Source organism: Clostridium punense (genome assembly GCF_017874425.1).
GTDB classification, from domain to species: Bacteria; Bacillota; Clostridia; order Clostridiales; family Clostridiaceae; genus Clostridium_J; species Clostridium_J punense.
The window spans coordinates 42,576-68,431 of the sequence record NZ_JAGGLL010000022.1; the positions used below are offsets into that span (position 1 = coordinate 42,576).

A 25,856-nucleotide genomic window follows, 5' to 3' on the forward strand; every position below is an offset into this window, starting at 1 on the left:
TTTTATCTTTTATTATACTTATCATAGACCCAGTTTTCTTTGTTAACCTGTTTTGCTCTTGCAATGGCAAGGGAGCCTTTAGGTACCTTGTGAGTAATTGTAGAGCCTGCTCCGATATAAGTATCATCTTCTAAAACTACTGGAGATACAAGGTTTGAATTACATCCAATAAATACCTTGTTTCCTATAACTGTTTTATTCTTATGCTTACCATCATAGTTTACAATTACTGTACCACAACCAAAGTTGCAATCGGTGCCTACTTCTGCGTCTCCTATATAAGTTAAGTGTGATACCTTTGTACCATCTCCTATAGTGGATTTCTTAATTTCTACGAAGTCCCCTATCCTTGCATTTTTACCAATATTAGAATCTGGTCTTATATATGCAAAAGGACCTACTGTAGTATTCTCTCCAATATTGCTATCTAGAACTACTGAATTTTGCACTGTAACATTGCTCTCAATAACAGAATTATCAATCCTGTTATTTGGATATAAGGTACAACCATCTTTAATTACTGTATCTCCTTGAAGTACATTTCCTGGATAAATAACAGTATCTCTTCCTATTTTTACGTTCCAATCTATATAAGTAGATTTTGGATCAATGATTATTGCTCCATTTTCCATATGCTTCTTGTTGATTCTTTCTCTCATAATAATTTCTGCTGTTGCTAATTCTACCTTTGAATTTACTGCAGTAATTTCCTCTACTGGTACATCTATTGCTCCAACCTTTTTACCCTCTTTTTTAAGAATCTCTATTACATCAGTTAAATAGTATTCCCCTTGATTGTTGTTGTTATTAAGTTTTGATAGAGTATTTAAAAGGTTTTGGATATCAAAACAATACATACCTGAGTTAATTTCCTGAACTTTTACTTCTGCAGGAGTACAATCTTTAAACTCTACTATCTTCTCCACTTCTCCATTGGCGTTTCTGATAATTCTACCATATTTTGCAGGCTCTTCCATAATAGAAGTTAAAATTGTAGCACTATACTCACCTTCTTCATGAAAATTCACTAGGTTACCTACAGTACTTTCAGTAATAAGTGGACCATCTCCTACAAAAATTGCTACGGAACCACTTTTTCCTTTTAAAAATTCTTCTGCACACATTACTGCGTGGCCAGTGCCTAATTGGTCTTCTTGAACAGAATAACTAATATTCCTGCTCTTAGTACCTTTTCTTACCTTTTCTGCACCTTTACCAATTACTACATTTACATCTTCTATATTGCAACTTCTTATATTATCTATTACATGGTTTATCATTTCCTTACCACACACTTTGTGTAGTACCTTTGGTGTATCAGAATTCATTCTTTTTCCTTCACCAGCTGCTAAAATAATAGCACATTTATACAATCTCAACACCTCTTTAACGAATAATATATAGCATTGTATCCAAATTATTAGCCATGAACATATATAACATACTTCTTTATTATATTTTATGTGACAAACTTTTTCAATAACTGGAGGCTTTATTAGAAAATTCAATTAACAGTGGCTTAATTTTATTTTGTTCGTATTACTTTCAAATTTGAATAAGTAAGAACTAAAAGTCAAGAGAAAATAAGTATTAAGTAATAAGTACTAAGTAAGAGTAAATACTTAAAAAGCACGGCTAAAACCCATACACAACTTTTTCAATTTTATCCATAACATTGCTTTTTCACTTTTCCTCTTAACTCCTTTTTTCTTGTTCAATTATCTTGATTATTGAACAATAAAAAAAGGAGATGAACACTCCTTTTTTCTTAGTTTCCTATTTCATCTACTAAAGGCTCATCATTCTTAACTTTCTCATACTCATCAAGAATTGCCTTTTGTATTTTCTCTCTAGTTTCAGTATTGATTGGATGTGCTATGTCCTTAAATTCTCCATCTGGAGTCTTTCTGCTTGGCATAGCGATAAAATTTCCATTTTGTCCTTCTATAACTTTTATATCGTGAACAACAAATTCATTATCTAAAGTTATAGACACGATAGCTTTCATCTTTCCTTCGCTAGCTATCTTTCTTATTCTTACATCAGTAATTTGCATGTATCCCACCTCCAAGATGTTGTTGACTTACTTATTCTCCATTTCCAATGAAAATCCTTCTAATATTCTGAAAAATTTAATATTTTAAGTCAATTTACCACATAAATTTATCGACATTTATGCAATATTATTCCATAACACGTTTTCTTTTGCCTTTCCTATCAAAAAATGTATATATTTTTTATTTATATAAGTTGCATTATTAATTTAAAGTCATAAAACCTCTCTAACGCAACTTAAACTTAAGTTATCTACTAACACCTAAGTATTGATTTAGATAATTCTTATGAAGCTATTTCCTTTAATAAAAACCGTTCTTTTCTCTCCCGCCCCAAACTAAAAGGGAACTTAAGCAGAATTATACATAAAGTAAATTCTGCTTAAGCTCCCTATAATTATGCATCTTTAGCCGGACTAACTATGGCCATTCCCTCTTCATCTATTCCTGAAAACTCCACTAAGGAAACGTAATCTTTTACAAGTTTATCCTTCATTTCTACATTGTCAATTAAAAAGCCACAACCTAAAAGTTCGCTGTCGAATTCGTTTAACAACTCTTTTATGCCCTTAGCTGTTCCTCCTGCTCTCATAAAATCATCAATAAAAATACACTTGCTGTTTTTATTCATTGATTTTCGTGAAAGAGACATAGTTTGAAGTCTATTACTTGAACCTGATACGTAATTAATACTTACTGTAGTTCCTTCTGTAAACTTAGTGTCATGTCTTACTGTAACTAGCTGTATTCCTAATTGTTTTGCTACTTCATAAGCAAGTGGGATACCTTTAGTTTCTATAGTAACAACATAATCCACCTCTAAATGCGAAAACTTTGAAGCTAGTGCTACCGCTGCATTGTGTATTAGCTGTGGATTGTAAGCAATGTCTGTAATATATAAAAAGTTTCCTGGAATCACTCTCCACTTTTCTCTAAGTGCATTGCAAAGCTCCTCTAAAAGTCCGTCTTTTTCATTATCTGATATGTTATTTATAAACTTAACACCACCGGCAGCTCCTGCTACGGTTTCAACCTTTCCCATAGATAACTCTTCTAATATTTCTCTAACTATTACTATATCTTCACTAACTGTTGATTTTGCAGCATTAAACAATTCTGTAAAAGTACTCAAATTCACTACTGTATTAGGGTTCTCTGTTAAAATCTTAGTAATTCCAACTACCCTTTCATTCCTGCTAAATTTATCCTTATCTTTTCCCATGGCTATACAAAACCTTTCCAATCTTTATTATTGTTTTATACGAAGAGAATCATAATTAATATTCATCTTATATCTAACCATACCTTGATTCTCACAAGGCTTTTTATAATGAAAAAATAAAATTTCATTACTAAAGCCTATATATAAATAAAAATATTCCTATTTGTTGTTTAGCTAATTAATTATTGCGAATATCCTAAATGTTCATTACCTATTTTATAGTTTTTTCCTTCACTTTACAATTACTTTCGAAAAGTATATTTTAAATTTATTATGTACTTAAGTACTAGGATATAAACCTGAACTTATTTATTTTTAGTAAAAGATGGCTACCTGAAGATATATCTTTAGATAGCCATCTTTTACCTATACAAAATTTCATCTTTATATGAAACCAAAATTAAGACTTAACATACACCTTGAACTCACCTTGGTTCCCTTAAAACCTATATAAAATGAAGCATACAATCCTTTATTTCATGCTTTTTATCTTAAATATACTTTTTATTAAATAATGAACAAGTTCATTTTGTTAACAACTTTGGAAGCAGCTTTTAACTGCCACCAAAGTACATTTTCTAGGCTCAGCAACTGCCACTTTAGAGGATGGCAGACTTGAAGCATCCAAAATGTTGTTAAAGTATATGGCAAGCCACATAGTGGTCTTTCTCTATTTCTCTAAGTTTCGGAAGTTCTTCACTACAAATCTTTTTCGCATATTTGCATCTTGGTGCAAATCTACACCCTGGTTTTGGATTTATGGGGCTAGTTACTTCCCCCTCTAAAGGTATTTGAACCTTAGATTTCCCCACTATTGGGTCTGCAATTGGGATAGCAGATAGTAAGGCTTGAGTATATGGATGAAGCGGCCTTTCGTATAAGTCATTACTTCCACCTAGTTCAACTAAAGTTCCTAGATACATAACTCCTACCCTATCAGATATATGCCTTACCATAGATAGGTCATGAGCAATAAAAAGGTAGGTTAAGCCCATTTCCTTCTGTAAATCTATTAGTAGGTTTACTACTTGAGCTTGAATGGAAACATCTAGGGCTGAAATAGGTTCATCACACACTATAAACTCTGGGTTTATGGCAAGAGCTCTAGCTATACCTATCCTTTGCCTTTGTCCTCCTGAAAACTCATGAGGAAATCTTTGAGCATGCTCAGAATTTAAGCCAACCTTATCTAGCATTTCTTGTATTTTATCTGTTCTTTCTTTACCCTTGTAAAGTCCATGAATGTCAATTCCTTCAGCTATTATATCACCAACTGTCATTCTAGGATTTAGTGATGCATAGGGATCTTGGAATATTATTTGAGCTTTCTTTGAGAAACTTCTAAGTTCCTTAGGATTAAGAGAATGAATATCTCGTCCCTCATAGATAACCTCTCCACCAGTGGCAGAATATAGTCCTAAAATAGTCTTTCCACAGGTGGTCTTCCCACAACCGGACTCCCCTACTAGTCCTAAAGTTTCACCTTTTCTTATATAAAAGCTTACATCATCAACGGCATTTAGTGTAGCTTTTCTTCCAACCTTAAAATACTTCTTTAGATTTTTAACTTCTAACAATATATCATTAGGCTTTTTATCTTCCATTACTCAACACCCCCTGGTCTAAGTGGAGATTCTACCTTTGGAGCCTTTGGATGCATAAGCCAGCAGGACACTGCGTGAGTATCGCTAAGCTGTGTTGACTGAGGCATCTCTTCAAGACAAGCCTCCATACAATAATTACATCTTGCTGCAAAAGGACATCCAACTGGTGGCTTTAATAGGTCTGGTGGTGTTCCACTAATTGAATATAGTGAAGCTTTGTTCTTTGAATTTAACTGTGGTGCTGATTTTATAAGCGCCCAAGTATAAGGATGTTTAGAATTAAAGAATATTTCCTCTGTAGTACCACTTTCAACTATAAGCCCTGAATACATAACCTGCACTCTATCTGCCACAGTAGCAACCAAGCCCAAGTCATGAGTAATCATTATTATTGAAGTTCCAAACTTATTTTGAAGATCCTTCATAAGCCCCATTATTTGTGCTTGTATAGTAACATCTAATGCTGTAGTAGGTTCATCTGCAATTAATATTTTAGGATTGCAGGCAAGAGCTATAGCTATGGATACTCTTTGTCTCATTCCTCCTGAGAATTGATGAGGATACTGATTTGCTCTCTTTTCAGCATTAGGTATTCTAACTAGCTCAAGGATTTTTACAGCTTCTTTTAAAGCCTCATTTTTACTTAAACCTCTATGAATTATCAAACTCTCTGCAATTTGATGACCTATTTTAGTAGTTGGATTTAAAGAGGTCATAGGGTCTTGAAATATCATACTTATTTCGCCACCTCTTAAATCAGTGAGTTCTCTTTTACTCATTTTAAGTATATCTTTTCCGTCAAAATTAATCTCTGATCCCTTTTTGATTTCCCCTGGCGGAGTTTGAATTAATCTTAAGATAGCCTTTGAAGTAACTGTTTTCCCGCAGCCTGACTCTCCAACTATAGCTAAAGTCTCAGCTTTATCTAAATGAAAGCTTATCCCTCTTACAGATTGAACCTCTCCAGCATAGGTATGATAAGAAACCTTTAAATTATTAACTTCTAATAACTTTTCCATATGTGTACCCCCTTATTGACGAAGCTTTGGATCTAGAGCATCTCTTAACCCATCTCCAAGCAAGTTGAAGCATAACATTGTTAAGCTTATGAGTATTGCTGGGAATAATAACTGATATGGATGGAATAAGAATGTTGTCCTAGCATCTGCAGCTAAGGCACCCCAACTGGTACTAGGTGGTTGAATTCCAAGTCCTACAAAGCTTAGGAACGCTTCAGTAAAGATTAACCCTGGAATTTCCATAGTAAGTACAACTATAACAATGCTCATGATATTTGGAATAACATGTTTTGCAATAATTCTAAAGGGTTTTGCCCCTAAAGCTTTAGCTGCTGCTACATATTCAAGTTCTTTTATTTGAAGTACCTGACCTCTAACCATTCTGGCAGTTCCAATCCAACCCGTTATGGTTATGGCAATAATTAAGGAAATGAGCCCTGGCTTTAGTAGAAGTGAGATAAGGATTATAACTACCATGTCTGGTATACATCCTATGATTTCTATAATTCTCATCATTATATTATCTACAACTCCACCAAAGTACCCTGCTACCCCTCCATATACTAAACCAATTAATATATCGATTATGGCTCCAACTATTCCAATGATAATTGAAACTCTACCTCCTACCCAAATACGAGCAAACAAATCTCTTCCAACACTATCGGTTCCAAACCAATGCTCTGCATTAGGTCTTACATTTCTAGCCTTGGCATCAATTGCCGCAAAATCAAATTTAGCTATATAAGGTCCTATTACTGTCATTATTGCAATTATGATTAGTAAAACTAATGCTATCATGGCTACTTTATTTTGCTTTAATCTTCTTCTAGCATCTTGCCAATAACTCATACTAGGACGATTAATCTTTTCACTATTTAAATTGTTACATCCTATGATTACCAGTTTTTCTGAACTCATTTCAGACATACCATTACCCCCTATCTTTATTTCCTTGAACTCTGATTCTTGGATCTACTAGGCCATATATAATATCAACTATTAAAAGAGAGAATATATACAGAGCTGATATTAAAATGGTTTGACCCATTATCATCATATAATCCTTTGATGATACTGAGGTAACGTAATATTGTCCAAAACCCGGAATAGAGAAAATGGTTTCAATTACAAAGGCTCCTGTGAATATCATTGCAATTTGTGGACCTAAAATTGTAATAGCCGGAAGAATTGCATTTCTTATGATATGCTTCCAAACTAGCGAAATATCTGAAACACCCTTTGCTTTTGCAGTTAAGATATAGTCTTGATTTATTACATCAAGGGTACTAGACCTCATGTATCTTGCATAAACAGCCACAGAACGTAAGCCTAAGGCTATTGCTGGTAAAATCGTATATTTAAAGCCTTCATACCCCTGTATTGGGAACCACTTAAGCTTAAAGCCAAAGAAAAACTGAAGCAAGGCTGCAAATACAAAGCCAGGTATTGCAACTCCAAGAAGTGCTATAACCATAACAATATAATCTGGGTATCTTCCTCTGTTAAAAGCAGCAATTACTCCTAAAGCTATTCCTAAAGTTACCCCTAAAACTAAGCCCTCAGCCCCAATCTTCGCTGAGATCGGTGCATTTTTAACAATAATATCCTTAACAGTTCTTCCGGGGTGGTCAAAAGATTCTCCTAAATCAAAGTGAGTTACAATTCCTTTCAAGTAGTAAACATATTGTTCTGGTAGTGATTTATTTAGCCCATATTTTTCATAGTAATTTTGTTTAACCTGTTCGTTTAACTTTTCAACCTTATCTCCTAATGGATCTCCAGGTATGGCATGCATAAGTACGAAGGTAATTGTGATAATAACCCAGAGTGTGAAAACCATATATATTAATCTTTTAAATATATACTTTAACAAGCACATCCTCCCCCTCTTCTATATGAAGATATTGCAGCAGAGATTTTCTGCTGCAATACAAGAAATTCTATTTAGATCTACCTTCGATGTAAGCGTATTTCAACTCACAAATACTTCCAAAAGTAGGTCTCATAACACCTTTAACATATTTATATTGGAATTCACTATGCTTATTAAATACTGTAGGAGCAATAGTTGCATCTTCATAAACTAAAAGTTTTTCAGCATCTTTGAAATATTGTAATCTTTGTTTTTGGTCTGAAGTTGAACTAGCTTTATCCATTAACTCATCATATTTCTTATTTGCCCAACCAGTATTGTAGTTTGGTCTAGTTGTATACCACATGTTCATGAAAGTTGATGGGTCATTGTAATCCCCAATCCATGCAAGGTTAGATAATTCATAATCTAAAGCCTTAATTCTATCTCTCTTAACCTTACTTTCAACTGTATCAATTGCAATGTTTACACCTAATGCCTTTTGAAGCATTTGTTGATAAACCTCTGCATTTTTCTTGCCTAATGCTGAAGTGTTTCCAACTATATAGTGAACTGTGTATTTAGATGGATCTGTATCTCCTCCAAGCTCTTTTAACCCTTCAATTAAATAAGCCTTAGGATCTTTAATTTCTTTTTGTAATTCACTAACAGGGTCAAAGCCAGAAGCTTTTCTAAACTCTTCTCCATTTAATTGTAATCTTAATGGCACCCAACCTGTTGCAGGCACTGCTGCTCCATCATTAATCATATCAACAATTTGTTGTCTATCTAAAGCAACTGAGAAGGCTCTTCTAACCTTTGCATTGCTGAAAAGCTTTACTCCATTTATAGTTGCAGTTTGGTTAAAGTGGAAATAGGAAGTACTAGGCTCAATATTTTCTAGAAGGTCCATCTTTCCTGTAGCATTAAATTTTTCCTTCCAGTCTTGTTTAGTTACGTTAGCCATATCAAGACCACCATTGTATAATTCTTGCATTTCCGCTTCTTCTTCTTTTATAACTTTAATATTAACTGTGTTTAATTTAACTTTGTCTTTATCATAGTAATTTTCATTCTTTTCAAGTACTATCTTACTATCATGAACCCACTCTTTTAGTTTGAATGGTCCACAAGAAAGTAATGTACCTGCATCTGCGCCGTAGTTTTTAGCATTTTTTTCAACCATATCTTGTCTTTGTGGCATGAATAAAGTGAAATAAGTCAAATTCATAAAATAAGGAGTAGGCTTCTCAAGAGTAATTACTAAGGTATTATCATCTGGTGTTGTAATTCCCACATCCTCTTTTTTACCTGTTCCACCATTGTAAGCTGAAGCTCCCTTAATCATGTCTATTAACTGAACATAAGTAGCTCCTGTAGCAGGTTCTAAAGTTCTCATCAAGGAGTAAGCGTAATCCTTTGATGTAACCTTCTTGCCATCTTCCCAATTAAAATCTCTTAAGTGGAAAGTATAAGTAAGTCCGTCTTGTGATACATCCCATTTTGTAGCCCCTGCTGGTTTAATAACATCATTTCCTTTTTCATCCTGTTCAACTCTAGTTAAAGCTTCCATTGTGTCAGTTAAAACCATTCCTCCGTAAGTATCATCGTTGATGGATGGGTCCAAACTTCTTACATCGGATATGAAGCAGTAATTTAAAGTTTGATCCTTATCAATTCCACCCTCAACCTTCTTTGGATCATCTTTTCCACAGCCTGATAGAACTGTAGAAACTGCAATTAACGTAGCAGTAAGTAAAGTAAGTACTTTTTTGCTCTTCATTTAAAATCCTCCTTCAACATACATTAAATTTAAGCTGGTAGAAAGTATATTTCTGCCAGAGGTGAGCATATTTAAAATTTGTAAAAAATTGTTTTAAAGCATTTTTATAAATATATTCAATTTTCTTTTCTTAATTCCAAAATTTTTATGACATTCCTGTTAATAATTTACATTAAACTAGTTTTCGGCATATAAGAGGATTTATATATAGAGCTTTAGAATAAAAAAATCGATAATTTTAGTCAAAGGAATTTTCATAAAATTCACCACAAACCTTTTTATTATGAAACTTATTCTCCATTTTAAAAGCCATTATATATTTATATGAAATTAATGAGGCGATACTAAATTTTTTTGCAAATAAAAAAAAGGTTACCTGAAACTTTGTTCAGATAACCTTTCATTTTTACTTTGCCTCTTCCACAACTGTGTAATGAGCCTTTCTTTCCCAAGCTTCTAAGCTAAGCATTATAGCTGAAGCAATTATACATATGATTCCAACAATCTTCCAACCACCTTCGATGTTGGTGAAGTTTAAGATTCTTCCCATTCCAATAGGTCCTAGAGTATGACCTGCCCCAAAAATTATTGGAAGTACAGCACTCATTCTTCCTCTGTGTGAAGCTGGTGTATGATTTGCTATAAAAGGTGATGTACTAATAGCAAGTACAATTTCACCCAAGGTAAAGATGATTACACTTATAAAAAAATGTGGAAGGGCATTAAAGAAACCAAGCATACCAAAACCTATAGCATACAATAACCCTCCATAGACATTCTTTCTAATGCTTTTAACATTTTGTAGTAAATAGGTTATTACAGGTGTGCACACTATTACTACTACACCATTAAGTCCAGAAAGTAGTCCAAAGAATTTTGCCTTTCCCTCTGGATATAGTTCTAACACATGTAGAGGCATTAAAAAGGACCATTGAGAGTAAGAAAAGTTAAACCAAAATACTATAAGTGCAAAATAAATAAGTATCGGCCTTTTTCTAAGCACGGAAAATATTGAGCCTTCCTCTCTTCTTTCTAAGATTCTGCTTTCATCTTTAATTTCTTCCTTAGTCTTATGAATAGTTTCTTTTATGAAGAATGTAATTATTCCAAGAGAGATTAAAGCTGTAATAGCATCACCTATAAATACTAAATGTAAATTCTTTTCATAAAGGATTCCTCCAATAACTGGCCCTACAGCAAAACCTAAGTTCCACCCCATGTATGCTAAGGAGTAAGCTCCTTCCCTATTTTCATTAGTGGTTATATCTGCCAATAAAGAGTCATGGGCAGGTCCCGCTGCCACCATACAAGCCCCTGCTAGCATTATAGTGTAAACCATAGTAATACTAGGCTCCATAAAACTACAAGATATATAAAGTAACGCAGCAAGGAAATCAAATACCACTATAACCTTTTTTCTTCCAATGGTATCCGCAAGTTTACCTCCAATTATGGAAGCTGGCAGATATAAAAGACCTGAAGCACTAATATAAGCTCCTGTCATTTCATCTGATAGGCCTATGCTGTCCTTTAATATAATTGTTAATAAGGGCATAACAAAACACCCTAAGGCATTTACAACTTTTGAAAGGAATATTATATAAACCTCCTTAGGTAGCCCCATGTAAGGTTTTAATAGTCTTCTCAAAGCTTTCTTTAATCCTGTCATATTCTCATCACTCCTTTAAAGTTCTCCATTATCTGTTATAAAGTTATAAAACTCTAAGTTAGATTTATTTATGTTAATAATCAGCTAATTAATCCTCACTAAACACCTAAATCATCGTCTCCTAGTATTTACTAAGTAAGGTAAACTATATATGTTGCCTTAATATTTAGAGCAAAACTTCTACCAATTCATAAATCTACTTTAGCTTTCTGTATCTCCAAAGACATAGATAATGTATAATAACAATTTTATAAGGCATCTGAAAATAAATAATAAGTCAAAGATGTGAAAGCTATTTTCCGTTCACAAGCAAGCTTGTGTTCACAAGCAAGCTTGTGCCGACAAGGAAACAGGTTCCGCAGATAGTGGAGCTATCAAAGGGTTCTGTTGACGCAGTATAGCACAAAATAGATGCGCAGATTGACTTATCTATTTTTTGAAGATGCCTAAAATAAAAAAGCCATAAAATCTCCTATGTACCTTTACCATAGAAACATTTCATGACTTTCCAATTTACATTTTTAATAAGCAGAATTATTCTAAACCTATTTAGGCTTACTTTTTAACTCACTTAAACTTAATCTTATTAACACACTGTGTTTTTAAGACTTTATAAAAATTAAAAAAGTCATAGGGCTACAACAACCCCATGACTGAAAAAGCTAAATTAATTATAAAACCCGCTCATGAAGGCAGTGCACATTATTAAGTAATACATCATAATTCTTCTTATTAAAATTTAAAATACTCATTAGTCACAACCTCCTTTTTAGAAAATTTACAATAATATAAATATACTATATTTTTACAACTAAGTCAATTTAGTTTTTACATTTTTTTCTTCTATTTCTGCTTACCTTCATAATTTATTCTTTGTTTCAAGTTTTTCTATTCTGTTTCTACTTATTTATAACAGCTTGTGCCTCTTTTTCTTCTCTTTTGCTCTCTTCTTTCTTTTCCTCTGATAAGCCACAAGGTTCTTTATTTACTAACCATATGCCCAAACAAACTAGAACTAGTGCAATTAAGTTTTTAATTTCTAGTATGTTTTCACCTAAAAAGATAGCTGAAAGTATAGCTCCAAAAATAGGAACTAAAAAATTATAAACTGATACGGAACCAACTTTATTATATTTTAATAGTAAAGACCATAAAGAAAAGGCCACGGAGGATAATACAGCCATGTAAAGAAGTAATACAGAGGCTGTTAGAGTAAAGTGAGTAACCCGTCCCCCACTAACTAAACCTAAAGTCATTAAGAAAATTCCTCCTAAAAATAAGCTACATCCTGTAACTATCATTACATCTAAGGTTTTAGTTAATTTCTTACCATAAATTGCTGCAGAAGAAAATATTAATGCAGCAATTATTATGAAGCCATCCCCAGTAAAATTGAAGGACAACTTCAGTAAGTCAATACTAAAGTTTACTATCATAACTCCTAAAAAACCTATAGTAGAACCTATAATTTTTTCTTTACTAAGCTTGTCATTATGATATATATAATGGGCTAAAATTACACTAAAAAAAGTTCCTATGGAATTTAATATGGATCCCTTTACCCCTGTAGTATTAGCAAGCCCTATATAGAAAAAGATATATTGAAGGGTAGTTTGAGTAATACCTAAAATGAGTACCCTAGAAAAATCCTTTGAAGATAGAGAAAAAATTCTTTTACCAGAAATTTGCGCAGCTAAAAGTACAATGAACCCAGCTAAGGTAAATCTATATCCTGCAAAAACAATTTTAGATGGAATATCTGAAGCTGCTATGCTAAATAAGGTATATCCACTTTTCACTGCTGGATATGCACTTCCCCATAATAAACAACATAGGGCTGCAATAATCGCAACCACTCTTTTATCCCTAAAAACCTTATCCTTATCCAATCCCCCGCCCCCTTTTATTTTATATATTCATTATATTATCGAATTTCTTTAATATCAAAGTATTTTTTTCACTATTATGTATTTTTTGCAATAAAACAGCAACTAAACTATAAATTTAGTTGCTGTTTTTTCGACAGTATTTTTAAATTTCCTGTACATCTATAACCTTAGCTACATAATCATCCATACCCGAGGTTGCTAGCACGGTCAAGGTTTTACTTCCATTGATCTTAGCCACATAGCCCTGTGCCTCATTTGCATCAGAAGCTTCATCTCTAATAACCTCAATACCGTTCTTATTTCCCACCTCGTACTCTTCCAATATATTAGCAATTTTTCTTTCTACCTGCCCAGTAGGGCATTCCATTACTTTTAGTCTTTCTATGGCATTTTTTAAGTTTTCCATATGTTTACCTCCGTTATGCGAAATTCTATCAATAGTATAGTGTTTCCCATATAAGAAGAATTACTTAAGCATTTATCAATTTCTATTATTATCTTGTTGAAGATAATCTTTAAATAGAGTAATAAAATCTTTCAATCTTATTTTGCTTGAGACTTGTTTTTAGGGAAATTCTTCTTCCCCACCATTATAAACAAGGAGTAATCAACTTCTTGTCCTTCAATTGCTTTCTTTCCATTAAAGAAAACCTTATAGGTTATATCCTCTAACCCTACTTTATTAAGTAGACTTTTAAGCTCCATTTCTTCAAAGCCATTATGCCCACTAAAATCCTTTTCATTCTTATGGAAAGTTCCGTCATCCTTAGTTAAATCTACAATGCATAAGTATCCGCCATCATTTAGCATGGCTCTCAAGTTTTTTAGGGTTTTCTCTAAATCATTAATATGATGAAGCACCATAGAAGTATAAATTACATCATACTTTTCTTTAAGAGGTTCATTATTTATATCTTTCTCATATGCAATCATGTTGGTTGCATTGTAATCTTTTATTTTTGAGTTAACTACCTGAATCATACCTTTAGAGGTGTCAACAAGAGTTACATGTTTAAACTCTTGATAGAGATTAAAACTAATAAGTCCTGTGCCACAGCCAAACTCCAAAGCAGCATATTGCTTATTTATTGGAACAGTGTTTTTTATTTCCTGCGCAATAATTTTTGCTCTACCCACTCTATATTCATCATCCCACGTTAATGCTCTTTTATCAAAATTCATAATTTTACTCCTTTTTACAAATATTAATATATCTATCCTCCTCTGCTAATATTCAAGGGGGATAATCATAATTTTAATGATGTGCAAACCTTCTCACCTTAGTTTATACATAAACTAATAGAATAATTTAAAAGTACCCTGTACTCATGTTTTTCATTATTTATTATATCTTATAACTAAATGAAATTGAATATAATACCAAATCATTTCCAATATAAACCCTATATCCACTATTACCATAATTACTTGTTTACTTTCAGTTATAGCCCTAATATGTTACTATTTAACTGTAAAGTACTTGTACTATGGGAATATATTGTAATGTATAGAAAAGGGGGAGAAAACTTGATGAACGATATATTTATTAACCTCTTATTACTTGTAGCCGCAACCTTTGTCAGTGGTCATTTGTTAAAGGATATATCTGAAGATATTATTAATAGTTTAATTGGGAAAATCGTATTAGGTATTGGTGGAGGATTACTAGGCATTTTAATGATGATATATACCATTAAGATACAAGATACTACAACCTTACTCGACTTAAGAGTATTTGCAATTATGATGGTTTCATATATAGGTGGGCTAATTCCTACCATTGTTTGTGGAATTATTATGTGGATATTTCGTACAACACACTTTGGTGTAAGCATATCTTCTGGAGTTTTTCTAATACAGGTAATACTATATATAATATGCTTTTTTATAATTGATAAGAAAAATAAAGACTTTTTAAAAAGGTGGATTCTAAAAACTCTTACTTCTCTATTTATTTTAATTACTTTTTTTGCTTACCTATTAAAGGATGTAGAAAATGTGATTACGATACTTTTTTTATTTTCTTTGGTTATTATATTTGTTGCTATACTAGAATATTACCTGCTGGAGTATGTTCGTAGTTCTAATGAACTATATAGGAAATATAAAAAGGATTCTACGAAAGACTTTCTAACTGGACTCTATAATACAAGGCAATTCGACTCCATGTTAAATACTTCCTTTGAAAGAACACTGGAAAATAAAGAGAGGTTATCCTGCCTAATGATAGATATTGATCACTTTAAAAAGGTTAATGATACCTATGGCCACCCTATAGGCGATATTGTGCTCAGTGAAGTTGCAAAGGTCATAAGAAATACGGCTAGGAGCATTGATGTTGTTGGTAGAATTGGTGGTGAAGAGTTCTGTGCTCTACTTACAAATTGTCCTAAAGATTATGCTATGGAAGTAGCTTTAAGAATAAAAACGGCAATTGAAAATTACCATATTCCAATTGGAGAAGGTAAATTTATAAAGGTTACTGTATCTGTGGGAGTTTCCTCATATCCTGAGACATTAACTAATTTGAATGACTTAAAAGAGCAGGCTGATGTAGCTCTTTACAATGCAAAGCGAAGTGGTCGAAATAGAGTTTGTGTTAATGATTTTTGTAAAGATTCTTAGACCATGTTATAGGGAACTAAAATCAAGACTTAATTTATATATTGCTTTTACTTTGCTTCCTATAAAGGTTTTAAAAGATGAAATTTCACCATGTAAGTTTATAAAAACATAAGGCATTTGAAAATAAATAACAAGCCAAACATACTGACTTATTTATTTTTTTAAATGCTTAAATATAAATAATAAAAGTATGCTAGTTTCTTAGGGTCTCCATACCTACTAACTTAACAGAGTTAACTGGTATGGGCACCCTATGATTTTTTCTAGCATACTTTTTTATAAAAACAACAACTAAAAACATATATTTCTTTAATTGCATGCCACTAATTTTGCCATTGGATTACTTCTTGTAAACTCATTAACTTCTTCTATGTTTCTTGCTTTAAAAATAAGCTTTCCCCCATTTTTATTTAAGACTCCTCCACAAAGAAAATGCTTAGAGGCTTCCTTCATTGTATTCTCTATAAAAGACATTCCTTCAAGTCCTTGTCCATCCGCTTTGTACTTTAACTCTATTAAAAAATCTACGTTACCCATTTTCTATTCCCCCTAGTTTGTTTCCACAATTAACTATTTACAGTATATCGAACAATTGTTCGCATGTCAATAGCAATCATAAAATTTTATTTTGGTATTGTTAATTTTACTAGCTTGTCTTACAATACAATATGTATGCTTAGAGGATAAAAAATATTACTAAAAAATTTTAATTATTAAAATTTTAGTGGACCACTCTAGTGTATATAATATAATTTCAAATAATATTTCACTAAACCAGCTAATAAGGAAATGTATCAATAAAAATCTAGTACTAACTTTATTACTTTTAATTTTAGTTACATAAGAGAATTAAATTATCCTATAAACACTAAGTTTTTATTTTTCTAAGAACTTAGTTCAGATTCAATTTAAAATTACATACCTATAACTAAGGAGGATATTTTTATGGGAAGAAAATCTTCAACAATGCCAATCTTTGCTGGTATCACTGCATCTTCTATCTTTGGACTTAGCTTTATGTTTTCTAGTGTAGCCTTAAAAATAGTGGATACTTTCACTTTGCTTTCCTTTAGATTTTTATTAGCTTTCGCTATCATGTCTATATTGGTACTAACAAAGGTTATAAAAGTAGATTACAGTGGTAAAAACCTTAAATCGCTTTTTATTCTTGGATTAATGCAGCCAATAATCTATTTTATCTTTGAAACCTATGGAATCAAAAATTCCTCTAGTTCTATCGCCGGAGTAGTAATTGCCCTAATTCCCATAACTGTAGCTGTTTTTTCAGCTTACTTTCTTAAAGAAAGGCCAACTTCACTTCAATGGATGTTTATCATTACTTCCGTTGTAGGTGTAATTTTCATCATACTAATGGGAGGAAACTCATCTGGTTCAGTAAATTTAATAGGTTTCTTATGTTTACTTATAGCAGTAATTTCTGCTACAGTATTTAACCTTCTATCAAGAAAGCTTTCTAAGGAATTTACTCCTATAGAAATTACTTATTATATGATGGGGCTTGGCGCTATAACTTTTACTTTAATGTCAATAATTCAACATATAACCAAAGGAACTCTAGCACAGTTTTTTCAGCCCCTTGGAAATAAAAGCTTTGTAATTGCTTTACTATATCTTGGAATACTGTCGTCTATAATTGCTTTCTTATTTATCAATTACTCTTTATCGAAACTTGAAGCTTCTAAGTCTGCAATTCTTGGAAACTTTTCAACTATAGTTTCTATAATTGCTGGTGTAGTATTTTTAAAAGAAGACTTTAGGTTTTTCCACTTGATTGGTTCTGCCCTAATCCTTATAGGTGTTTTTGGAACTAACTATATTGGAAGCAAAATTCCTAAAGAAACTCTTGATATAACTACTGAAGATAAAACCTTATAAAGTAAAACAACTCCTCATGACTTTTTATCCATGAGGAGTTTTCTATAAGCTGCATTATATAATTATATATCTATTGCTCCCTCTCACTAGCTATTTTAAGGTTTTCTGGTACAAAACCTTCTTCTGAGTATTTGTAAGTGATTTCAAATTGTGTTAGAGATGAATTTGGATTTGTTCTTGCATCAACTTTTGTCTTAATTTTATTGTTCTCTAAATAGTGAGTTATAAAAGTACCATATGTTAAATTTTTAAACTCTTCCTCCGCAGTGCTACTAGCTTTATCCTCTAAAGAATAACTAAAATCTTCTCCATTTAAGGAAAATACCACTTTATCAGAAGACAAATATGTTTTAACATTATTCTTTGTTACCTCCACAGGATCATCAACCTTCACCTCATCCATAGTTTCTAAATCTACAACATGTATCTTTTGTTCGAGGAATCCAGTGCCATATCCCGTTGTAACTATAGTAGCTAGTTCTTCTTTGCCATCATCATTCAAGTCACAAAGCTGCATATTCGGTGTCTTCATCACACTCTTCCAATTAAATTCCTTATCTACTCCATCCTTATGAAGTAAAAACCTATCGTAACCTGCTTTTTCTCCATCTTTGCCAAGTAAGTAAATATTCCTATCTGGCATATTTCCAATAACTTTGTAACCTTCCGGAATTTTAAAGGAGTCAGCAGCTACCGCCTTAGTTTCTGTTATTGAAGAACTACTTAATTGAGTTTTACTTTGGCAGCCTGTAATGATTACTGTTGCTGCACCAAATGCCATGAGTACTTTTAAGCTTTTTTTCATCTTTGTCACCCCTATAACTCTTTAGTCATGAACAAGCTTCTTTAAACAAGTTCATTCTTAAATAAAACTTTGAAAAAACTTAACCTAAAATAATATAATATCTATTTAATCTTTATTGTTTTATAATAGGGTAAAGCTTATACTTCCAAAGCATCATTAATTTTCCACACTTTATAGTTATATGGGTGTTTTTACTTTATATTCTATTTTGCTAGGTTCTCTAAATTAATTTAAAAGTTGTTCACAAACGCTCCTTTTGCACTCAATGCTCCCTTTAAAATAATAATGTTAATTATTTAAACTTAATATAGTAAGAGACTCATATCATCGGAAACATATATTACTGATGAACTTTGTTCTTATTTATTACTACTATAATTAAATTAATTACTCCTACTACTATAAACAAACAGCCTACTACATAATAGTATTTTAAATAACTAGAACTTGTACCAGCAATTTCGAATACTCCCTTAAGGAAACTAGCAAAATTTAATGTAGCCACTCCTGAATTGTGCATATTGAAAAACCCTCGAAACCCATGGTTTCCATTAATATGAGGAAAAAGCATATTAATTATCAAATAAAAAAGTGCTCCTCCTAGTAGTGGATATAAAAACATCCAAGTCATAGCTGGTGAATCAACTCCATGTCCAAAGATATCATAAATCTTATCTGCAATTATAGCCACTAGGGATAAAACTACATATACCCATATTATTTTTGCAAATTGTTTTTTACTATTTCCCTTATTAATATCCAACATAGACAATGTCACTCACCTTTCTTTCTCCAATACTCTTACCGCTAGTAGGATTGTTTATAACTTCTCCATTAAAATACATAGTTGAAGATCCTCCACCATCTAAATTATAAGCAGTGGTACAGTTTCTCTCCTTAAACTCCTGAGCAAGTTGGAGAAGGGAAAGTCCTTCACTATCGCTAGTTCGTCCATCTGATACAATTACAACATAATGAAGCTTAGAAATCTGTCCAATTGCAGTTCTTGGATTACTTGACATAGCTTGCCCCACTTCACTAGAGCTGTTTACAACAATATTCCCATTCTCTACAAGTCCAGGACCAAAGGATAATACCTGCCATGCTCCTTTATTACTTAATGAATCTAAAGCCACTTCACTCTCAGCGACAACTGATAAATTTCCCTCCTTGTCTATAACTAGTGCTTCATTATCACCACTTCTAGCTATATTTCTGTAGGATATACCATTACGCAGTACATATCCACCATCTCTAAAGCCATAAAAATCCCCATTTACAGCAAAGATAGCCTTATTACTTTCGGCTATATCTGAGGTTGTAGCAGTTATGTTTCTTCCATAGGTATTATTTGCAAGAGCAGTTTTTAAGTACTCAGCATTAGAGATCTGTATATCTGCAACATATATATTTGAATTGTATTTTCGTACAGTTTCAATAGTAATTTTAATATTTTCATCTACATAAGATTTGTCCGTAATTGTTGCTGTTTCCTGAGTTTCTGATTTCATTGAACTATCCTTTGTTGAGGATTTAGAGTTTGAAGTCGACGGTGTTGATCCGATAGTTTTTGATTCAGTTGCCTTTGCTGAAATATTTGTTATTGACTTTGGTAGCACAAAAGTGTCTACGAGTGTAAAGGTAATAGCTCCAGTAAGTATGATTGAATACAACGCTGCCCACCTATAGGGCTTAGATAAAATTTTTTTCATTTCCTCTTTCATCCTTTCTTTTTTAATGTACAAATCTATTTTTAAGCCACAATTTCTAGCTTAATAACTTTTAGAACTTTTGTTAAAAAATATTTAAAAAGTCCCTAAGTTTTTATTTAGGCATCTTCAAAAAATAAATAAGTCAATCTGCTCGTCTATTTTGTGCTATACTGCGTCAGCAGAACCCTTTGATAGCTCTACTATCTGAGGAACCTGTTTCCTTCTCTGCACAAGCTTGCTTGTGAACACAAGCTTGCTTGTGAACACAAAATAGCCTTCACATCTTTGACTTGTTATTTATTTTCAGATGCCTTACCAAATACAAATTTTCTTTGAGACCAGTAACTGAAAAAGAAAATTGTTATTTCAGTTAAAATTTTAGCTAAGAATAAAGATAGTCCTACGACGCTGTAATATATATCAATTACTCCATAGTTTAAAAGCATTATAATGGCCACAAGTATAAAATACCTAGGGAGGGAAGTTTTAATAGATACATGCTTTAACTTTGAAAATACATAAAGTTTATTTACTGTGTAATTAAATATTGCACTGCAAATTCTTGCTCCTACTACTGCTAGAAATAAATTTGAAGTAAAAAGCTGTATTAGTCCTAAAAGTAGAAAATCAAGTACTCCTGATAGAAGAGAAGACATACTGAATTTAATAATAGGTAGATAAACCTTTAAAGAATCCTTTAAGGGGTGAAAATGAGAAGATTTATTTTCTTCTATATACACTGTGTCTATATCAATCTCATAAAAGTTGTAACCAGCGGAGGAGGCCCCCAAGAGCATATTCATTTCATATTCAAATCTATCACCAGAAATCTCACAAAGCCAAGGTAGCATTTTCATCGAAAAGCCACGAAGACCTGTTTGGGTATCATGAACCTTAGTGCCACTAGCAAAAGAAAATATAAATCTTGTTACACTATTCCCAAGCCTACTACGTAGAGGAACCTTTCCAACAAATCTTCTAGTTCCAAGCATTAAAGAATCCTTGTGCTCTTTTATAGCCTCTGCAACTCTTATAATATCCCTTGGTAAGTGTTGTCCATCGCAGTCGGCAGTAACAACTCCAGTAACTTCTTTAGTTTGCTCTATATATTTAAAGCCAGTTTTTAAGGCAGCTCCCTTTCCTCTGTTTCTCTCATGGGTTAAAATAGTACAACCAAGACTGGAAACTTCATCAAATATATGTTTATATTTTTCCCCACTGCCATCATCTACTACTACAAAGCCATATTCACACTGATCCTTTAAATCTCTTACTAACTTAATTAATTTTTCACTAGGCTCATAGGCTGGGATTAAAACTATCATAACTTGCCCTCCTCCACTTTTATCTATGAGCTTATTTTATAAAATCAACCTTAAACATACCTTAAATAAACTTTCTGATGAAAACAGGTTGCTGTAAAACTAATACTTATTAAATTAAGACAAAAACCCTGCATAGTAGAGAGCTAGTCTCCATTATGCAGGGTTATAATATTAAGTTGAGTTATAAAAGTTAATATTAGATTTATTGGCTTGAATTTATAGAAGTTTTTCTATTTCTTAAACTCTTCAAGATCATAGTAATCTATAAATTTCAAAACTTTATCTAAACTCGCAGTACTATTTACCCAGATATCTGGAGTAAATCCATTTAACTCAAAGTTATCAATATCAGGACAAACATAAACTCCTGAAGGAACATTTAACCTAATATTGGAATTTTGCAGTTTATACCTGATAGGGTTGTAGGTAATGTTGGCTCCATTAGTATTTGTTCCTACTAATATTACATTTTTCATATTACAAAGTCTTCTTATAAATCCTTCTCCTGATGAAGCCACATTAGTATCTATTAACGCAATTATCAATTTATCATTATCTGCTAAAGCTGTATCAACTTCAAACTTGCTTTCAAACACGAATCTATCAAGATTATTACTATAGTCAGTGTTATCCCCATAGAAGTATTTTCTTTGAGATAAAACGGGTTCACTATATAATTCACCCATTACACGTTTTTCAGTATTAGGTATGCCCATTTTTTCAGTAATTCTATTTAATGCTAAAAATGCACCGCCATAATTACCTCTCAAATCCATCACAGTTATGTTATATTCCTTCAACTTATCTTTTGTTTCGTTTATTTTTGTAACCGCTATATTCTCATCAATCTTATTAAAGTTTACCACAGGAATATTATTGCTCATGTCAAGACTAAAGCAATCTTTGAAGTCATAGTTAACTTCCTTTTCCGTTTTAAAGTTTACAGTGTCCTCAAATTTTTCACCTTTACTTTCATAAGAAATTTTTATTGGCAATTCAGGTGTTTCCACAGTATACTTATAACTTTGTTTCATATATTCTAGCTTTACTTTGCTCCATGTAGTAAATCCTAACTCATATGTTAGCTTTCCTTCCTCATTTATAGTAAGCTTAAGATAATCTTCAAGGTTATCTTTTGAGTCTACTGATTTTAAATAGTATTTTTTATTATTACTAACTTTATATATTCCTTTATCATCTCTAAGAAAAGGCTCTTCTTCATAAGAATAATATAAATTTAACTCATCTTCTTCGCCAATTTGGAAATGGCCATCCTTTATAAAAGTTAAATTACTTCTCAACAACTTAACAAAATCTCCATTACTTATTTCCTTAGAAGTATTTATTTTATCAGTTATTTCTTCTTTTGCTTTATTAAAGGTAGTATCCCCTCCAAAGTAATTGTAAAGAGAATAGGAAGACTTAAGCAATTTAAAAAAGGATTCTACATCTGTTATAGCTTCATTTCTTGTTAATAACTTACTCTCCTCAAAAGGCTTCATATCTTTACTTGGAAGCATAGCTTCTATTTCTCCTTCTTTAAATACCACCTTATCTCTAGAAGGATTACCAGTATACTTATTAATATCAGGTAAAGGCTTTTTATGAAATGCCTCTCTATTTTCATTTATATTTTTCAATAAACCTTTAAATTCTTCCTCCTTTGCTAGAGGTTTTTCATGACACCCTGTAATAATACTCATTGATAAAATAAGCATTGCTGCTAGAACTTTTTTTATCCTCATCATTATATAAAATACTCCCATACCCTTATTTGTTTATATGTATATAAATTTTATTACTTAGATATGAGTGCTCTCTTATTTTTTTATTATAAGTTTTCTTGAGAAAATTCTTATGTTATAAAAGTACGTTGTATTCACAATTCGTCAATTATCCAGGGATTCTTATTGTTAACAATAAGAATTGTTAACAATAAGAAGAAAATCCTATACAGCTTCAACTGCATAGGATTTTTCTTAGTTAGTTTTTACAGGCTTACTTACTTGAATTTTCACTGCTGAAGATTGTGGTGGAATTGAAAATGTCATTGCTGGATTAAGTTCTATAAAAACATTATCCCCTTTTTCAAATTTAATCTCATTAACCTCTTTACCACAGCTTGTGGCAAGCTTAGTATCCTTAGAAACAACTGCAACTAGTTCCTGTGGAAATACATCACAGCTTTTTAAGTAACCTTTAACTAATAACATCGTATTCTCTTGCTTAGAGTCCATAGTTACCTCTACTATTTCTCCAAGAAACATATTATTAGGAGCAGACCTTGCAAATGCAGTCACTGTAAAAACCATTATGAAAATTGCTGCTAAGCTAATGATTCTTTTAACTTTCATAATTAAATTCACTCCTCAGATAGTTTATTTTCAATATTAGCCTTCTCTATAATTAAAAACCTATGCATTGTAATTTAAGTGAATTATAGAGTACCTACTGAGACAAATTAGTAATTACTCTCTTTTAAGTTTTACTTTATAAATTCACTTTATTATTTTATAATATATTTATACTAAATTTTGAATATTTGCAATTATATAACTTATCAATTTAGAAGGTGGTTAATATTAATGAATAGTAAAAAACTAAAGGTCTCTATTTTTTCAGGTGTTTTTTTAGTAGCCATGCTGTTAGGTATATATTCCCTTGGTGATATTAAATACTCAACTAAAGGCGGCCTTTCCTATGAAGAAAAGAAAGCAGATGTAAAATACTTAATGGATTTTCTTGAGAAAACTTATCCTTACTTTGATGAAGTAAAGGAAGTTACTGGACAAGACCTTTTGAAGGAAAAAGATAAAATAGTAAGCTCTATTTCTAAAACTTCATCAGATGATGAATTTTATAAAGAAATCAGTGAGCTATTTCAAAGATTTACCTATGGAAGAACGGAACTTAACATTCCTACTAATAAATATGACAGTGAGTACACTTACTTATATGAAGGTCCAAAAACTTCAAACAACACTAATCCAGAAAAACTCAAGGAAATCACTTCAAAGTGGGAAGCTATTCAAAAGGAATATAGAGATAATTTATCTAAATCTCAATATACTTGTAACATTGCTGCTTCCTATGTTAATGGAGGTTATTATATAGTCATGAGTCAAACTCCTGAAGTTCATGTTGGTGATGAGGTAATTAGCATAAATAGTATGTCTGTAGAAGAATATGGAAAAACCTCCTTATTTAATGGTAAGTATTATAAATATAATAAAGTTTACGATTATGACTATGAAAAATATATATTTCCCTCTCCCTTTGAACTCAAAAATAGTCCACCTAAAGAAGCTGTTATAAAAAATTCCTTAGGGGAAGAAAAAAAGGTTGAAGTTGTTCCTTTTGATCCTGAAAAACCAATGTTAGAAGATGGCTTTAAAGCTTTTCGAGGAAATTCTGTTTTAAATACTGAGGATAAGGTTCAAGGGAAATTCTTAAATACTTTTGAAGATAATAAGGTTATGGCTTTAAACTTCTCTGCAATTGGTGGAGATACTGAGTATATGAATTCTCCAGAAGGAATGAATAAGTTGTTATCAAAAATAAGTGAAAGTGATTATCTTGTACTAGACCTTAGATTAGGCTATAGTTTTCAATTAATACAGGATATATTATCCTTTGTTTTGCCTGAGGATGTGAGTTATTATGATTATAAAATAGTAGCTAAAAATGAAGTCAATAATGCCTATATTGATTATTACAAAGGTGGAACTCATCCTTCTGTAACTGAAGTTACATCTTCTACAGGTTCCTTAGAAAAATTGTATCCTTTATCTAAATATCAGATTTTTAAAGATAAAAAAGTTGACCTTAAGGGAATGAATAAATATAAGGGAAAGGTTTTTATTTTACATGATAAGTCTATTAATGTAGATTCCATTAATGAATTACTTAAAGAAGTGGTAGACCATAACTATTGTACCCTTATAGCTAATGGAAAGTTTGCCTTAATGGATTATCCTGGCAGTTCCTTTGCTATCTCCACAGTTCTTCCAAATTCTAACCTTTCTATCACAGTTCAAAATGCAAGATTAGTAGATGAAAATGGAACTTATGTTGGTAAAGTAGTTGTGACGCCACAAGTAATAATAAAGGATGATACCCTAAAAAAAATAGATAATCTAAAAAAAGGCGAGGGCTATTTTTTGAAAATGGGACAAGAAGATAAATATACTAACAAAGATGAATATTTTAATGAAGTGATGAAGTTAATAAAATAACTAAATGGATTAAAACTCTTATCAGGGAAATCTTAGTGTCATGGTGCTAAGCTTTCCCTGTATTTATTTAGCTATTCTTATTAAGCCTCTCCTCTTACTTGTCTATATATACTTCATTACTTATGATAATCAGTTTCTTATTACAGGTTTTATAATTAATGTA

22 protein-coding genes are annotated in these 25,856 nt (G+C 31.9%); 3 read left to right on the top strand and 19 right to left on the bottom strand.

All coding sequences use genetic code 11. The features are described from left to right. Positions 1 to 2: 2 nt before the first annotated feature. The 12 genes from glmU to J2Z44_RS14110 all read right to left on the bottom strand — a co-directional run bounded on the left by glmU (position 3) and on the right by J2Z44_RS14110 (position 14,277). Positions 3 to 1,373 carry a bifunctional UDP-N-acetylglucosamine diphosphorylase/glucosamine-1-phosphate N-acetyltransferase GlmU gene (glmU, locus tag J2Z44_RS14055; protein WP_021284242.1) on the bottom strand — a complete coding sequence of 457 codons (1,371 nt, stop codon included), beginning with the start codon at positions 1,371 to 1,373 and terminating at the stop codon, positions 3 to 5. A 395-nt stretch (positions 1,374 to 1,768) separates the two neighbouring features. Next, positions 1,769 to 2,056 (bottom strand): septation regulator SpoVG, encoded by a 288-nt coding sequence (gene spoVG / locus J2Z44_RS14060; RefSeq protein WP_021284241.1) that lies wholly within the window; start codon positions 2,054 to 2,056, stop codon positions 1,769 to 1,771. A gap of 395 nt (positions 2,057 to 2,451) precedes the next feature. After that, complete coding sequence (gene purR, locus J2Z44_RS14065) at positions 2,452 to 3,276, bottom strand: pur operon repressor (RefSeq protein ID WP_021284240.1); 825 nt, start codon at positions 3,274 to 3,276, stop codon at positions 2,452 to 2,454. 635 nt (positions 3,277 to 3,911) lie between these two features. Then, positions 3,912 to 4,880 carry an ABC transporter ATP-binding protein gene (locus J2Z44_RS14070; RefSeq protein ID WP_021284239.1) on the bottom strand — a complete coding sequence of 323 codons (969 nt, stop codon included), beginning with the start codon at positions 4,878 to 4,880 and terminating at the stop codon, positions 3,912 to 3,914. After that, entirely contained in the window at positions 4,880 to 5,899 is a 1,020-nt protein-coding gene (locus tag J2Z44_RS14075) for an ABC transporter ATP-binding protein (RefSeq protein ID WP_209649702.1), read from the bottom strand. The genes J2Z44_RS14070 and J2Z44_RS14075 overlap by 1 nt, the downstream gene beginning before the upstream one ends. Positions 5,900 to 5,911: 12 nt before the next feature. Beyond that, positions 5,912 to 6,829: an ABC transporter permease gene (locus tag J2Z44_RS14080; protein ID WP_021284236.1), complete on the bottom strand. Its 918-nt coding sequence runs from the start codon at positions 6,827 to 6,829 to the stop codon at positions 5,912 to 5,914. Positions 6,830 to 6,833: 4 nt separating this feature from the next. Further along, entirely contained in the window at positions 6,834 to 7,775 is a 942-nt protein-coding gene (locus tag J2Z44_RS14085; RefSeq protein ID WP_021284235.1) for an ABC transporter permease, read from the bottom strand. Between the two features lie 67 nt (positions 7,776 to 7,842). After that, entirely contained in the window at positions 7,843 to 9,537 is a 1,695-nt protein-coding gene (locus J2Z44_RS14090) for a peptide ABC transporter substrate-binding protein (RefSeq protein WP_021284234.1), read from the bottom strand. Between the two features lie 406 nt (positions 9,538 to 9,943). Beyond that, positions 9,944 to 11,206 (bottom strand): MFS transporter, encoded by a 1,263-nt coding sequence (locus J2Z44_RS14095; RefSeq protein WP_021284233.1) that lies wholly within the window; start codon positions 11,204 to 11,206, stop codon positions 9,944 to 9,946. A gap of 899 nt (positions 11,207 to 12,105) precedes the next feature. Continuing rightward, positions 12,106 to 13,095 carry a DMT family transporter gene (locus J2Z44_RS14100; protein ID WP_209649704.1) on the bottom strand — a complete coding sequence of 330 codons (990 nt, stop codon included), beginning with the start codon at positions 13,093 to 13,095 and terminating at the stop codon, positions 12,106 to 12,108. Between the two features lie 142 nt (positions 13,096 to 13,237). Continuing rightward, positions 13,238 to 13,501: a hypothetical protein gene (locus tag J2Z44_RS14105; protein ID WP_021284230.1), complete on the bottom strand. Its 264-nt coding sequence runs from the start codon at positions 13,499 to 13,501 to the stop codon at positions 13,238 to 13,240. Positions 13,502 to 13,638: 137 nt separating this feature from the next. Further along, positions 13,639 to 14,277, bottom strand: a complete 639-nt coding sequence (locus tag J2Z44_RS14110; protein WP_021284229.1) for a class I SAM-dependent DNA methyltransferase — start codon at positions 14,275 to 14,277, stop codon at positions 13,639 to 13,641. 348 nt (positions 14,278 to 14,625) lie between these two features. Here J2Z44_RS14110 and J2Z44_RS14115 point away from each other — a divergent pair, with 348 nt between their 5' ends. Further along, positions 14,626 to 15,720 carry a GGDEF domain-containing protein gene (locus J2Z44_RS14115; RefSeq protein ID WP_209649706.1) on the top strand — a complete coding sequence of 365 codons (1,095 nt, stop codon included), beginning with the start codon at positions 14,626 to 14,628 and terminating at the stop codon, positions 15,718 to 15,720. A 309-nt stretch (positions 15,721 to 16,029) separates the two neighbouring features. Here J2Z44_RS14115 and J2Z44_RS14120 read toward each other — a convergent pair whose 3' ends face one another. Next, a complete protein-coding gene (locus tag J2Z44_RS14120; protein WP_021284224.1) occupies positions 16,030 to 16,257 on the bottom strand; it encodes a hypothetical protein in 228 nt (75 codons plus the stop codon). 408 nt (positions 16,258 to 16,665) lie between these two features. Here J2Z44_RS14120 and J2Z44_RS14125 point away from each other — a divergent pair, with 408 nt between their 5' ends. Further along, entirely contained in the window at positions 16,666 to 17,616 is a 951-nt protein-coding gene (locus J2Z44_RS14125) for a DMT family transporter (protein WP_021284223.1), read from the top strand. A gap of 70 nt (positions 17,617 to 17,686) precedes the next feature. On the opposite strand, the gene J2Z44_RS14130 is transcribed toward J2Z44_RS14125, so the two are convergent. The 6 genes from J2Z44_RS14130 to J2Z44_RS14155 all read right to left on the bottom strand — a co-directional run bounded on the left by J2Z44_RS14130 (position 17,687) and on the right by J2Z44_RS14155 (position 23,812). After that, positions 17,687 to 18,421, bottom strand: coding sequence for a hypothetical protein (locus J2Z44_RS14130; protein WP_021284222.1), 735 nt, complete (start codon positions 18,419 to 18,421; stop codon positions 17,687 to 17,689). Positions 18,422 to 18,761: 340 nt separating this feature from the next. After that, the gene (locus J2Z44_RS14135) at positions 18,762 to 19,187 is read right to left on the bottom strand and encodes a hypothetical protein (RefSeq protein ID WP_021284221.1); all 426 of its coding nucleotides are present in this window, start codon (positions 19,185 to 19,187) and stop codon (positions 18,762 to 18,764) included. Continuing rightward, positions 19,174 to 20,133, bottom strand: coding sequence for a phosphodiester glycosidase family protein (locus J2Z44_RS14140; protein ID WP_021284220.1), 960 nt, complete (start codon positions 20,131 to 20,133; stop codon positions 19,174 to 19,176). Before J2Z44_RS14140 ends, J2Z44_RS14135 begins: the two co-directional genes overlap by 14 nt. A gap of 293 nt (positions 20,134 to 20,426) precedes the next feature. Then, the gene (locus J2Z44_RS14145; RefSeq protein WP_021282350.1) at positions 20,427 to 21,458 is read right to left on the bottom strand and encodes a bifunctional glycosyltransferase family 2/GtrA family protein; all 1,032 of its coding nucleotides are present in this window, start codon (positions 21,456 to 21,458) and stop codon (positions 20,427 to 20,429) included. 230 nt (positions 21,459 to 21,688) lie between these two features. Then, positions 21,689 to 23,206 (bottom strand): S41 family peptidase, encoded by a 1,518-nt coding sequence (locus tag J2Z44_RS14150; RefSeq protein ID WP_021282349.1) that lies wholly within the window; start codon positions 23,204 to 23,206, stop codon positions 21,689 to 21,691. Between the two features lie 231 nt (positions 23,207 to 23,437). Continuing rightward, complete coding sequence (locus J2Z44_RS14155; RefSeq protein WP_021282348.1) at positions 23,438 to 23,812, bottom strand: hypothetical protein; 375 nt, start codon at positions 23,810 to 23,812, stop codon at positions 23,438 to 23,440. A gap of 231 nt (positions 23,813 to 24,043) precedes the next feature. On the opposite strand from J2Z44_RS14155, the gene J2Z44_RS14160 reads away from it, so the two are divergent. Continuing rightward, a complete protein-coding gene (locus J2Z44_RS14160) occupies positions 24,044 to 25,693 on the top strand; it encodes a hypothetical protein (protein WP_021282347.1) in 1,650 nt (549 codons plus the stop codon). The last annotated feature ends 163 nt before the right edge of the window (positions 25,694 to 25,856 follow it).